Below are 12,672 nucleotides of genomic sequence, written 5' to 3' on the forward strand. Positions count from 1 at the left end.
CACCTTATGCCCGGCGTTAGGTTTATAGAATGTATGAAGTAGTATTCGATATTTCTCAAATGGCTAAACCGTGGGCAAATATACTCAATATTATTCCACTGATTTTTATGCCATTTTTATCTTGGGTGCTTTACAGTTCACTAAAAAGCAAAGAGGGTAATAATAAATTATTCAAGGCTTTCATCACTGCTTTTTGCCTTATGGCGATGAGTATGTTTTTAATTGACCTAGTAAGACCTTTTTATAGTCAAAGTCAAGGAGTCAAGAAACTGAATAATGGTGACTATAAGGTTGTTAAAGGCATTATTTATGACTTTAAACCTCAAGTAAGCAGTGGCCAAGGAGTTGAAACTTTCAAAGTTGGTAATCGTAAGTTTTATTATGATTATTATGCATCAACTAGTTGTTTTAATAGAACTAAAGCATTTGGTGGTAAGGTTGATAACGGAAAAAGAGTCAAAGTATATTTCGATAATAACTGCATCCTGAAAATTGAGATGCTAAATGTTAGTAAGTAGATAAACCTAACAAAGCAATCAAGGTGACCAATTACACTCGGTGGTTTTGGTTCGAAGTTTGGTGCGCTTTGTTTGTTCGGTATGGGGCACCTTATTGCAGGCGTTATGCCACTAAAAGCTAAGTGTTTTCTATACAAATAACTCTGCGCACAAGAACACCATCTCTCAGGCAATTTCGTTCATCAACCGACGGCTCCTTGAGTCCGTCGAAATGTCGGTTGTTAATGTATCTGCTGCCATCAGTATCGAGTGGGTTGGCTCCAATTCAACACGCGGGTTTCTTTGGTTTGTACGGTGATTCCCTTAGCTATCAGTTCACTGCTTGCAGCCTGTGTAACTCCGCATTTGTTGTCATGCAAATTTGGTGTGCTCAAAGTCGTTGAAAGTTAAGTGGGACAATTTGAGGCGGTGATTGCTGCAAGTTTTGTCGCTGGAGCATCGCGTGTTGGGTGTTCTGCTGCCAAGTAAGGAAAGTATTTGTGGTGAGGCATAACAAATCGCACCATGTCGACCCGTTACACTCGGCAGTTTTAGTTTGAATTGGCAGTGGTGTTTACGGTAATAAATTTTGGTATCTGCGTAGCAACGGGCGCATGTTCTCAGGCGTTAGGTTTTTATGGGAGAAATATCGTGACAGAAAAAAGTTTTTTGATTGAATATGGGGCATCTATAATTGCAGTCTCGGCTTCTTTGCTTACTGCAATTGTGACTCTCTCATTTAATTGGCTTAATAAACGCACAGATCATGCCTTTCAGGAAAAACAAGATGCTATCAAGCGAGAAGTAGAATTCAAAAATAATTATGTTATCGAGCCTATTATGACATTCATAAAAAAAGACATAATAATGGCTCAGGCTGTATATGCTAAGGGTTCCAGTGGTGATGAAAGTATTGAAATTGATTGTTCAACTCAAGCTGAAAACCTTTATATAGCTTCATTAGCAGCTTCGATTAGTCCAGATATGGCAGAAAAAATCAGATTGTATGGACATGAAAAAATATCCCTAAACACCTGTGCTCTAGCTTCAAGCAAAGATGACGGTAAAGATTTGGATAAAGCTTATAAATGCCTTCTTAAATTGGAACAGTATGCTAGTCAAATAATTGAAGACCTTTGCACACATTGCTCTGGGGTGCGAGAAAAAACCTAACAAGGCAATCAAGGTGATGCATTACACTCGGCGGTTTTGGTATGGAGTTCAGTGTGCTTTGTTGGTTCAGTGGGGCACACCTTATTGCAGGCGTTATAACGTAATTAGAAGCGCGTAGCTTAATGTATATCACTGTTTAAATCGTTTAATTTATCTAAGCTGAAATAGTAACTTGGTTACTAAAAGGTGTACGGTATGATTATTGTTCTTTGGCTTGTTTTTGCTATTTTTGTTGGGATTTATGCTAATTCAAAAGGAAGGTCAGGCTTTGGTTACTTCTTACTGTCACTGTTATTATCACCATTAATTGGATTTATTATTGCATTGGTTGTATCTCCAATTGATGAGAACGTCGAAGTTAAAGAATTAGCTTCAGGGCGAATGAAAAAGTGTCCTAAATGTGCCGAGTTGGTTAAGCGTGAAGCATTGTTGTGTAAGCATTGTCACAGTGATTTATCTGAATGTGGTGATAGTTATCAAGATGATTTAAAAAAAACAGAAACATTTTATGACCCTCGCTTCCCTAAAAGGAATTGCCCTAATTGTGGTGAGGTAATAAAAAAAGGAAGAGTTTATTGTTTTCATTGTAAAACTATCCAGGATTCAGTTAATAATTAGTTGTAATAAGCCGTCATACTTTTAGTGCTTTCAACTTTACGTTATAACAAAAACATCAAGGTGACGCGTTACACTCGGCGGTTTTGGTATGGAGTTCGGTGCGCTTGGTGAGTTTATCGTGGCGCACCTTATGTTCGGCGTTATAACGCTGTTGAGGAATGAATTTAGTGTTAGTTAGTGAAATATTTAATAATGAACTTTTTATACGTAGGCAAATATGGGTTTACTCATCTTTTGCTGCAACGTCAATGGCGTTTTTCTTAGCTTTGTTTAGCGCTGGAGACAAAGTTGATACTTCATTACCACTAAGTATGTCGATTTATGCATTTACTATCAGTTTAACTGTGAACTCTATATTGGCCTTTATTTGTGTTGGTTTCGATGATGAGATAGAAACTTTAAATGATATTTATCAGAACAGTAGTTTTAAACTGGTTCCTATTCTGGCTTTTTTAAGTTTCATTGTTAGTGTACTGTTTTTATTAGCACATTTCTCATTATGGAGTGCGTGTTTTGCATTGTTTACTGGTGGGTTTATATTCAATCGTTTGGGGGATGGCCTAGCCAACTTAACAGATGCCAAGGATGATTCTCAGTGATGTGTCTTAGTTTTTGAATCCAAGCGTTATAACAAAGCCATCAAGGTGATGCGTTACACTCGGCGGTTTTGGTACGGAGTTCGGTGTGCTTTGCTGGTTCTGTGGGGCACAACTTATGGCAGGCGTTATGGCGTAAGTGAGTACAGGTAACGTGGCTGCTGAATTACTGGACGGTGGGTCGTTCTTAGTCGCTAGTATATTGCAGTTTTCCAGCTCTGTTATGGTGCTGGATGTCTTCAAAGAAAATCGGCATTTGTAGGCACTGTACGCAACACGTCCGATTGTAGTTCTGAGGTGACTTTTTTCATTTGTCCAATTGGCCCTGCAGTTGTGTTGATTCCCTTCATTTTCGTTGGGTCGAGGCTTAGCAGCTAGCACGCAGTAGTTTTCAAATCCTGTTATGGTGCTGGACGTTTGCAATGAAAATAGGCATCGTTGGTTCCAGTCCGCCGCACGCTCGATTGTCGTTTAGTACTCGCTGTTTTTCTTCCTTAGCACCGATTCACACTGATAGAAGAGAGCTGTCAGTTCTTCTTCCGAATAAATCCTGCTCAAATTCCCATCAAAAGGCTCCGGTTTCAGTTATAGCTACCTGAAATAAATCACAAAACTGCGATCCCTCAACTTCCTGTTTACTCAGTAATGTATGATGCATGAATCATATGGCAGGTAAATAATTCTGTTCGGCGGTAGCGTGCATTGAAGTTGAGTAGGTTACTTGGAGCTCGCCATAACAAAGGTATCAAGGTGACGCGTTTGACTCGGCATTTTTGGTTTGGAGTTTAGTGGATTTGGTGAGTTGGTCGTGGCACACCTTATCCCAGGCGTTATGTGCTATCAGAAAAGGAATTCAGATAGTTATGAAAAGGTACATTTTAAGCGCAATCGGTATAGTTGTTGTTTTTACTGTTCTGTATGGATCTTTTGATTTTTACCGAAGTTCTTATCTATCAACGAATATTGAAAATGGAAGTTATGAGAAATGTTTCAATGATAGTAATTTAAAAAGTTTTAATTACCGTTCATGGGGTGAGGGCGATCTGTTAGCAGTGAGGTTTGTTGACTCTGGTAATAAAGGTTGTTTCGCTCCAAAGTTTCCATCGATTGAGGTTACCTCTCCTCAAGTCACACATTGGATACATATTGTTTCGACAAATGGCAATGTTCAACTAAGTGGTAAGCACTCATCATTTGGTTCAAATGGGCGGGGATGGCAATTTGTTGATGTCGGGTCACAAAGTCAACGTGACAGCAGCATTCCATTTTATAGTGTAAATACGGCTTTTAGGGATAATCCAGCGTGGAGTGTTGCTCCGCACGTTACACTAGATTGGGTTGGTACAGTATTTGGGTTGAGTGAACAAGATGGAGTTTTGTATTCCGTAGGCGGATTGAGTTGGGGGTTTACACTGCAACAATGGACTTTAGAGCCTAAAGCAATTCCTCCTCAGGTCGTGGATAAAGAAGCTTGGTTAGCTGTTGTGGATGACTTAGCTAAGGAATATCCAAACTATAAATTCAGTAGACATTCAACTCGCACATAACAAAGCCATCAAAACGACCCTCAACGTTCGGCATTCTGGGTATGAATTGGCTTCGGTGTTTGCGGTGGTAAATTAAATATTGTCGTAATACGTTGCTGGCGTTTTATGGCAAGTCGTTAGGGCTTTAAAGGAGTAATAATGAAAATTAGTAAGTCGTTATTAGCTTTGTTTAACTTTCTTCAAAAGATGGAAAGTAATGCTCAAAAGTTCAATAAAGAGGATGTGTTAAAAGCTACCGGATGGAAACCTGCGACTTTTAATACATATTGGAATAAAGGGCAGTTGGCTGATTTTATAAGTGAAACTAACACTGGCGCACTAGAAGCTTCAAACTCCCTCAATATTACTGAAGTAGAATTTGCGAAATTACTTTCGCAAAGCAAACATCGAAGAGGTTTAGGTCATAATTGCACGTCTAAGTTATCTAAAGCGTTGTTAAGAAAGTCAAAAGACAACATGATGTTAGCTCTTGAATTATATAATCGGCCATCGTTAGAAAACAGAATGGATGCTTTCGTTATGTGCTTTTGTACTGCTTGGGAGCAGTTTCTAAAGGCTGTACTCATTGAGCGAGATGGCGAATCATCTATTTTTAGGAATGGAGGTAAAAAGGGGCTAAAAGAAACTATTTCGTTACGAGAGTCCTTGGAAAAAGTTTACCCCAAAACATCTCAAATCAGAAAAAATATCGAACAGATAGCGTTTTTTCGAGATCAGGCAGTGCATCTGTTGATGCCGGAAATTCAAGGTATCACCTCTCGTATTTTTCAGTCAGGCGTCTTGAACTATACTTCAAAGTTTGAAGAGTTTACCGAAGTGTCATTTCTCAATAATAGCCATGCTGGAATGATTTCACTGGTTGGTGAGTTTAAGACACCACCTGTTTCTGTCATGAAGTCTACATACGGTGATATTGCGAATGATATTTTAGAACTTGCTACTTCATTACAGCATGATGTTGAGGATAGTAATAATATTGAGTTTGCTATCCCACTCAACGTAAAGCTGGTTTTTGCAACAGATTCGGATGATGGCACAACAATCACTCTCGCAAAAGCAGATGAGGGAATTGAGGGTTTAAAGAAGGCCCTAGTTATTGAAAAGCCAGTAGATCGCTCCAAATCCCATCCATTCCTTAGAAAAGATGCAATTGAACAAATAAATATTAGGTTATATGAAAGGTACAGCGAAGAAAAAATAGCTAAGCATCTTGTCGCAAAGCAAAAAAATAGTGGCAAACATGCCGTAAATCCTAATTGCTTTGAAGCCCTTCTTGCAAAGAATGGCTGGAAGTGTGGGAACAATAAATATCACTATCGAAATAAAAACCCAGAATATTCATATTATTCTAATGAATTAGTCGAAGAATTAATTAAACGTATGATGGAGCATGAAAATTACCTTTCATCAGCAAAAAAATCGTTCAATAAGCGCAGATAGCCCTAACAAAGCAATCAAGGTGATGCGTTATACTCGGCGGTTTTGGTATGGAGTTCAGTGTGCTTGGTTGGTTTCGGTGGGGCACACCTTATCGCAGGCGTTATATTTGCTTTGAAATTCAAGGATAAGAAAGTATGTCAAAGTTAGTGGAAAACGTAGCTATTTGTTTATGTGGTAGAGTTAAAATTCGTGTAGCAACTATCGACCCGAAGTTTACAGTTTGTCATTGTTCTTTATGCCGTAAATGGGGTGGTGGACCACTTTTTATGGCAAATTGTGGAACAGAAGTAGAGTTCGAAGGTAAAGAATCGATTAAAGAGTACGACTCATCGTCATGGGCTTCACGTGGTTTCTGTTCAAACTGTGGTACGCACCTTTTCAGCAGATTCAAGAAAACAGGAAGTTACAATGTGCCTGTTGGGTTATTGCCTCATACCGAAAATCTAGAAATGAGTATGCAGTATTTCAGTGATCTAAGGCCAGAGTATTACTGTTTTTCAAACAACACACCGGAAATGACCGAAGCCGAAATTCAAGCTTATTTTGCATCAGAGGTTTCACAAATATAACAAAGGCATCAAGGTGACTTCTTACACTCGGTGGTTTTGGTTTGGAGTTTAGTGGACTTGGTGAGTTGGTCTTGGCGCACCTTATGCCCGGCGTTAGGTTTCTTATTTAGTTTTTCCATTTCGAATAGGGCTAACTATGTTCAAAAAAGGTCAAAAATATAGCCGTAAAGAAATTAGCTCCTTAATTGGAGGTCAAATACAGGGTTATATGGGAACTCGCCAAAAGAAAGTTATTGGTGTATATCTAGAGTTAAGCTCTAACCCAAATGCGCCAAGTGAAATTTTGTGTGGTAGCGGTAAAGATATAGCTAAACATGGTCTTTGGTTATCCCAGCAGCATGAGCCAGTACCGATATTCTTAAAGAGAAGGACTAACGAGTGGGAGTATCAAGGGGTATTTTCAGTATCGTCAACGATAGTTGATGAATCAATTCTTGAAAATATCAGATTTCAAGCAGGCAGAGAGTATAAACTCAGTAGGGCTATTTACCTTCAAGAGGTAAGTGAGCAGCTAGAGTTTGCTCAACAAGTCATATGGTCTAAAGCGTTAACAAGAACTCAAAGAGCGGAGCGTTTGTCACAAGCCGAAACTTCGCCAAAAACAACTGAAGTTAAAACAACAGTCTATCTTCGCAATCCAGATGTCGTAGCTGAGGCTCTGGTTCGTGCTAACGGCATTTGTGAACACTGTAAAAAGCCAGCACCATTCATTAGAAAATCAGATAACACACCATATTTAGAGGTTCATCATAAGTTACCTTTGGCGCAAGGTGGACCTGACACTGTTGATAATGTTCTTGCTCTGTGCCCCAACTGCCATAGAGAGGCTCATTTTGGCTGAAACCTAACAAAAACATCAAGGTGACGCCTTACACTCGGCGGTTTTAGTATGGAGTTTGGTGTGCTTGGTGAGTTCATCGTGGCGCACCTTATGTTAGGCGTTATGTTTTAGGAGTAAATTTTATGCAAATGGATATTTCTTTTGAATGTGATTGTGGTGAGGTTATTAAGACAATAGTTGGTGTCCCAATGCCGAACTTTGAAGCAGAAAAGAATAGAGATAGCGCGACTGAACACTACGAAGAAATATTGTGTGATGAGTGCGGAAAAGAAAATGAAGTAATGGTTGTAAACACATTCTTTGCAGCTGATTGCTATGTGAATAATGGTGATAATGAAGTTAATTATGGAATGCCATACTTCCCTGAAGATGATTATGATGATTGGTATGAATCTAATAAAACTCAATACGAAATTTTCAATGATCATATAAAAAGTATTGAGAGCTTGCTTGAAGTCCAAGTTGAGTCTTCAGTTCAATTCAGTCTTCTTGTTATGTTATATGGTCATATTGTCGCTGCTGTCGAAGGTTATCTGGCGGCAACTTTTATTCATAAAGTTATTAATTCTGAAGAGTTAATAAAAAAATTAGTTGAAACAGATCCCACTTTTTCAAAAAGAACTTTTAGTTTGAAAGAAATATTCGAAAAGCAATCGGCATTGAAAACTACTGTTGCTGATTATTTAAAAGAGCTCATATTTCATGACCTCAAAAAAATCAAGCCAATGTATTTAAGTGTATTGGGGCATGATTTCGAAAACATTAGCTGGCTTTTCCAAGCAGTGAAGGTTCGTCATGATTGTGTACATCGAGCTGGATTCGATAAAGAAGGTAATCAAATTGTCGTAGATGAAGACGTGATTCGAGAACTAGTAGCTAAGTGTACAGAAATGGTTACTTCTGTGGAGGAGACTGTCAGTAAAATTAGTGAGCCAGATGACTTACCCTTCTAAAACATAACAAGGCAATCAAGGTGATGCGTTACACTCGGCGGTTTTGGTACGGAGTTCAGTGTGCTTTGTTGGTTCAGTGGGGCACACCTTATTGCAGGCGTTATGGCTTAAAAGCACAGGCAACGTGGTTTTCGCTTCAAGGTCTGTGGGTCAAGCTTAGCGGCTATTAAGCCGAACTTCTCAGGCGATATACCTGAACGCTGGTCGGTATAACGAACTGTGAGATTGTCGGGCTTTGTCCGCAGCACGCTTGATTTTCCTGTTGTGCTTGCTGTCATTAATGCCAGAAACTTCATCGAAAACCAGTTCTTAAATTTTGGCTAAGGGTTATCAGGTTATAATCCTTGCTATTTTTCCCGAAGCTTCTGATTTCTCTCTGTTGGTAAAGAGCAATTCTTTCTCCAGTAGCTACTGATTTTACGAGTTGGTTCATGAAGTTATGTATCAATTTCGGTTCGGTTTTTATTGGTAGGGTAAACTGGCAGGCGTTCGAGCAGATATTTCTGTAGCGGTAGCGTATCTAGTAAGTTATTCATATTCCATGATTTTGCCATAACAATGCAATCAAGGTGATGCTTTACACTCGGCGGTTTTGGTATGGAGTTAGGTGCGCTTTGCTGGTTCAGTGGGGCACACCTTATCGCAGGCGTTATGCACTAGGTGGTTACCTTGGAAATTGGTGATTGAAAGTATGGGTAAGTTAATCAAAACAGTGGTGTTAGTGAATGTGTTATCAGCTGCTACCATATTCATTCTTTCCAATACCATTGATTATTTTGCAACTACAAGACTAAGTGATTTTCTGTTTTTTACCTGTATTTTTATTTGGGGTATTGCTGCTTTGACATGGGAAGGTGGCAAGGCAAGCAGAAATTATGATGTTGATTATGTTACCAACAAGATGAAGTCTATGGTTTCAGGTCATGATCTTCAGGCCGAGAAACACAAACACTATCGTCAAAATTTTCAATTTGGCTTGGTGATGTTCATCGTGGGATTACCTACTTTTGTTCTTTGTGTTGTGTTGAAATTCATCAGATGAGATCACGTGCATAACAAAGGTATCAAGGTGACACGTTACACTCGGCAGTTTTGGTATGGAGTTCAGTGCGCTTGGTAAATTTGGTGTTGGTGCACCTTATCCCAGGCGTTATGTGCTTACCCTAAGTGTTTGATTTTAAATGTGTGTCAGGTGCTTGTCACCTTAGTGTCGTTACCTTTTGGTAGTTTATAGGGCAATGTGGTTTTACATCAAAGGAGGTAATGATGAAACTAAGGAAATTAAGGTTATCGAAAGCTTGGTCTCAAGAACAATTAGCTGAAATGACAGGTTTGAGTGTTCGTACAATTCAGCGAATTGAAAGAGGGCAAAAGGCAAGTTTTGATTCGTTAAAGTCCTTAGCTGCAGTCTTTGATGTTCATGTCAATGAATTACAAGAGGTTGATTGCAGTATGGATACCAACGCAAATCAGAAAGATGAGCTGGCAGTAGTTGAATACGTTAGAGATTTGAAAGGGTTTTATTCCCATCTAACAAATTATTTGGTCGTCATCTTTATTTTGTTCTTAATAAATTTACTTACAGACTCCAGCTATATTTGGGCTATTTGGCCGGCATTAGGCTGGGGTATCGGTGTGCTTAATCATGCTGCTCATGTCTATGAATGGTTTAATTGGTTCAATGAGCGCTGGGAGAAAAAGCAAATAGAAAAGCGATTAGGACGGAGATTATAGATAGTTCGCACATAACAAAAAGCACCATGCGACCCGTTTTACTCGGCAGCTTTGGTATGAATTGGCTTTGGTGCTTACGGTAGTCAATTTTGTTATTTGCGGTAACGGGCGCATGTGCTTAGGCGTTATGCACCTTAGAGCCAAGTGCATTGATGGTTGAAAATTCATCGCTCATTTCCACGGTTTCTCCGGCCATTTCTTCAGTGATAGGCTGCCTGAAAGCTCAGAGAACAGTCGGTTACCTCTTTCTTTGCTGCCTTTACTAAGGCAATTCAGCACTGAGTTATCAATGTTACTCTGCTCTGAAAGGGCTGTTGCTTGTCTTTACCCATAGTTCGGAGCAGCAGCCAATCAAGTTCGTATCAGGATGTCATGCAAGTTGGGCTGGCTCAAGGCGTTGAAAGTAAATTGGAAATATCAGAATTTGCGTTTGTTGACTGCATGTCGCAAATTCATCACGCGTGGAAAGGTCTTCGGCCAAGCATGATCGAATTAATGGATGGAGTTGCATAACAAGGCAATCAAGGTGATGCGTTACATTCGGCGGTTTTGGTTCGGAGTTCAGTGTGTTTTGTTGGTTTCGGTGGGGCACACCTTATCGCAGGCGTTATGTTTACAGTCGAAATCATATAAATGGAGGTTCTATGGCTAGTCAAAAGCCAACAATGATTTTGTTGTCGAAAACGGATTTAACTGAAGCTGAAATAGCTCTGATGCCTGATGCCTGATGCAGAAGCTTGGAGAATTATTTATTCAACTCGTGCTAAGAAGGTTGAAGATAATCGTTTACAGGTATGTTTTACAGGTTTTGGTACAACTGAAAAGCAAAAGTTAATTGATTTGGCCATAAATAAAAACTTCAATGTCGTTAAATCTGTGACGAAAAAACTGGATTTTTTAGTTGGTGGAATCAACGCCGGTCCTAAGAAAATCGAAAAAGCAGAACTGCAAGGAGTACAATTTCTCACATCAGAACAGTTTGTGGTATTAGCAGAAACTGGTGAAATAACTGAACCAGGGACGCAACCACAATAAACATAACAAGGCAATCAAGGTGATGCGTTACACTCGGCGGTTTTGGTATGAAGTTCAGCGTGCTTTGTTGGTTCAGTGGGGCACACCTTATTGCAGGCGTTACAAGCTTAAAAGGAAATACAGAGGTTACATGGATATTTGTAAGAGAATTCAAGTGGTATTTTTGGTTAGCCTTTCGTGTATTGGCTTGGATCAAGCCACAAAGATATTAGCCTCTCAAGAACTCTCAAAAAATGTAATGATTAGCTATTTATCAGACTTACTTCGTGTGGGTTATACGGAAAATATCGGTGCTTTCTTGGGGCTAGGAAATACACTTTCTGATGAGTATCGGTTTGGCTTTTTTGTTATAGCGGTAGGTACTTTTCTTCTAGGTCTGTTGGCTTACATCGTTACCAGTTCAAAACAAAATTTATCTTCATTAATTGCATTATCAATGGTGTTTTCGGGTGGTTTTAGTAACTTTTATGACCGAGTTACAAATAATGGTGCAGTTATAGATTTTTTAAATGTTGGTATAGGCTCAGTTCGTACCGGTGTTTTCAATGTTGCAGATGTGGCAATTATGATCGGGGTCTTGATGCTTTTATTACCGCATAATAGTCTTAAAATTCAGCGTGCTAGCTTGTAACAAAGGCATCAAGGTGACACGTTACACTCGGCAGTTTTGGTTTGAAGTTCAGTGCGCTTGGTAAGTTTGGTGTTGGTGCACCTTATGCCAGGCGTTATGCACACAAGAGGAAATAAGGAAACATGGAAGTATGAGTTGTATTTTTTGTGACATCGTTTCAGGTAAGTCACCTTGCCATAAAGTGTGGGAAGATGATGAGCATTTGGCTTTTCTTTCAATTTTCCCAAATACAAAAGGTTTTACTGTTGTTATTCCCAAGGCGCATCATTCAAGTTACGCGTTTGAACAGTCAGATGAAGTATTATCAAAATTAATAATAGCTACCAAGCAGGTTGCATTACTACTCGATAAAGCCTTTGATGGTGTAGCTCGTACTGGAATGTTCTTTGAAGGTTATGGTGTAGATCATCTTCACAGTAAGTTATCTCCAATGCACGGAACTGGTAATAATTCAGAGTTTCAACTTGTCGAGTCAAATATTGATAAGTTTTATGATAGATATGAAGGTCACTTATCATCTCATGACCATAAACGAGCAGATGATGCCGAGCTAAGTAAAATAGCAGCACATATAAGGTCGTGTGCATAACAAAGCAATCAAGGTGATGCGTTACACTCGGAGGTTTTGGTTTGAAGTTTGGTGTGCTTTGCTGGTTCGGTGGGGCACACCTTATCGCAGGCGTTAGGCATGCTGAAGAGCGACTCTGTTTTTATTGGTTATTTCTTCGCTCAAGAACGATGCCACAAAGATCATTCGTTCATCGCAAGGCTGTCCATAAAGAATAGCTAAATGAAGGTTATCTGCTCCATTGCTGCCTTTAACTCTGGCAATGAATCATCGCATTATTCATCGTTACACTGTAATGAAAGGCTTGCCGGTTTCTTTGCCTATCAGTCCTGTGATGCAGCCCTAAGGAATATCTCATTAGGCTGTCATGCAAATGTATTTGGTTCAAAGCTTTGATAGTTGATGGGAAAATACAATTTCGAGGTTGTTGTATCCCATGTTTGAAGGTGAGATGCGTTGAGAGTTCACCT

14 protein-coding genes are annotated in these 12,672 nt (G+C 39.4%); all 14 read left to right on the top strand.

All coding sequences use genetic code 11. From position 1 onward, the window contains the following. Positions 1-29 precede the first annotated feature (29 nt). The 14 genes from C942_RS23995 (at position 30) to C942_RS24060 (ending at position 12,223) form a co-directional block, all read left to right on the top strand. Positions 30-518: a hypothetical protein gene (locus tag C942_RS23995; protein WP_007471439.1), complete on the top strand. Its 489-nt coding sequence runs from the start codon at positions 30-32 to the stop codon at positions 516-518. Between the two features lie 630 nt (positions 519-1,148). Beyond that, positions 1,149-1,670 (top strand): hypothetical protein, encoded by a 522-nt coding sequence (locus C942_RS24000; RefSeq protein WP_007471440.1) that lies wholly within the window; start codon positions 1,149-1,151, stop codon positions 1,668-1,670. Between the two features lie 195 nt (positions 1,671-1,865). Continuing rightward, positions 1,866-2,288: a zinc ribbon domain-containing protein gene (locus tag C942_RS25395; RefSeq protein WP_007471442.1), complete on the top strand. Its 423-nt coding sequence runs from the start codon at positions 1,866-1,868 to the stop codon at positions 2,286-2,288. Positions 2,289-2,455: 167 nt separating this feature from the next. Then, the gene (locus tag C942_RS24010; RefSeq protein ID WP_036801763.1) at positions 2,456-2,887 is read left to right on the top strand and encodes a hypothetical protein; all 432 of its coding nucleotides are present in this window, start codon (positions 2,456-2,458) and stop codon (positions 2,885-2,887) included. Positions 2,888-3,747: 860 nt separating this feature from the next. After that, complete coding sequence (locus C942_RS24015; RefSeq protein ID WP_007471447.1) at positions 3,748-4,431, top strand: hypothetical protein; 684 nt, start codon at positions 3,748-3,750, stop codon at positions 4,429-4,431. A gap of 138 nt (positions 4,432-4,569) precedes the next feature. Beyond that, entirely contained in the window at positions 4,570-5,871 is a 1,302-nt protein-coding gene (locus C942_RS24020) for a DUF3644 domain-containing protein (protein WP_007471450.1), read from the top strand. 134 nt (positions 5,872-6,005) lie between these two features. After that, positions 6,006-6,440, top strand: coding sequence for a GFA family protein (locus C942_RS24025; protein WP_036801771.1), 435 nt, complete (start codon positions 6,006-6,008; stop codon positions 6,438-6,440). 136 nt (positions 6,441-6,576) lie between these two features. Further along, positions 6,577-7,281: an HNH endonuclease gene (locus tag C942_RS24030; RefSeq protein ID WP_007471454.1), complete on the top strand. Its 705-nt coding sequence runs from the start codon at positions 6,577-6,579 to the stop codon at positions 7,279-7,281. A gap of 122 nt (positions 7,282-7,403) precedes the next feature. Further along, the gene (locus C942_RS24035; protein ID WP_007471456.1) at positions 7,404-8,234 is read left to right on the top strand and encodes a hypothetical protein; all 831 of its coding nucleotides are present in this window, start codon (positions 7,404-7,406) and stop codon (positions 8,232-8,234) included. Between the two features lie 607 nt (positions 8,235-8,841). Then, positions 8,842-9,276: a hypothetical protein gene (locus C942_RS24040; protein ID WP_232428217.1), complete on the top strand. Its 435-nt coding sequence runs from the start codon at positions 8,842-8,844 to the stop codon at positions 9,274-9,276. A 224-nt stretch (positions 9,277-9,500) separates the two neighbouring features. Then, the gene (locus tag C942_RS24045) at positions 9,501-9,968 is read left to right on the top strand and encodes a 2TM domain-containing protein (RefSeq protein WP_007471464.1); all 468 of its coding nucleotides are present in this window, start codon (positions 9,501-9,503) and stop codon (positions 9,966-9,968) included. Positions 9,969-10,688: 720 nt separating this feature from the next. Then, complete coding sequence (locus C942_RS24050; RefSeq protein WP_007471472.1) at positions 10,689-11,003, top strand: BRCT domain-containing protein; 315 nt, start codon at positions 10,689-10,691, stop codon at positions 11,001-11,003. Positions 11,004-11,133: 130 nt separating this feature from the next. After that, on the top strand, positions 11,134-11,634 hold the full coding sequence (lspA, locus tag C942_RS24055; protein WP_036801774.1) for a signal peptidase II: 501 nt from the start codon (positions 11,134-11,136) through the stop codon (positions 11,632-11,634). 130 nt (positions 11,635-11,764) lie between these two features. Beyond that, positions 11,765-12,223 carry an HIT family protein gene (locus tag C942_RS24060; RefSeq protein ID WP_007471477.1) on the top strand — a complete coding sequence of 153 codons (459 nt, stop codon included), beginning with the start codon at positions 11,765-11,767 and terminating at the stop codon, positions 12,221-12,223. Positions 12,224-12,672: the final 449 nt, after the last annotated feature.

Source organism: Photobacterium marinum (assembly GCF_000331515.1).
GTDB classification, from domain to species: domain Bacteria; phylum Pseudomonadota; class Gammaproteobacteria; order Enterobacterales; family Vibrionaceae; genus Photobacterium; species Photobacterium marinum.

Coding starts and splice junctions, on each gene's coding strand:
- C942_RS24030 (WP_007471454.1), top strand. CDS start 6,577: ATGTTCAAAAAAGGTCAAAAATATAGCCGTAAAGAAATTAGCTCCTTA.
- C942_RS24020 (WP_007471450.1), top strand. CDS start 4,570: ATGAAAATTAGTAAGTCGTTATTAGCTTTGTTTAACTTTCTTCAAAAG.
- C942_RS24060 (WP_007471477.1), top strand. CDS start 11,765: ATGAGTTGTATTTTTTGTGACATCGTTTCAGGTAAGTCACCTTGCCAT.
- lspA (WP_036801774.1), top strand. CDS start 11,134: ATGGATATTTGTAAGAGAATTCAAGTGGTATTTTTGGTTAGCCTTTCG.
- C942_RS24045 (WP_007471464.1), top strand. CDS start 9,501: ATGAAACTAAGGAAATTAAGGTTATCGAAAGCTTGGTCTCAAGAACAA.
- C942_RS23995 (WP_007471439.1), top strand. CDS start 30: ATGTATGAAGTAGTATTCGATATTTCTCAAATGGCTAAACCGTGGGCA.
- C942_RS24035 (WP_007471456.1), top strand. CDS start 7,404: ATGCAAATGGATATTTCTTTTGAATGTGATTGTGGTGAGGTTATTAAG.
- C942_RS25395 (WP_007471442.1), top strand. CDS start 1,866: ATGATTATTGTTCTTTGGCTTGTTTTTGCTATTTTTGTTGGGATTTAT.
- C942_RS24025 (WP_036801771.1), top strand. CDS start 6,006: ATGTCAAAGTTAGTGGAAAACGTAGCTATTTGTTTATGTGGTAGAGTT.
- C942_RS24050 (WP_007471472.1), top strand. CDS start 10,689: ATGCCTGATGCAGAAGCTTGGAGAATTATTTATTCAACTCGTGCTAAG.
- C942_RS24015 (WP_007471447.1), top strand. CDS start 3,748: ATGAAAAGGTACATTTTAAGCGCAATCGGTATAGTTGTTGTTTTTACT.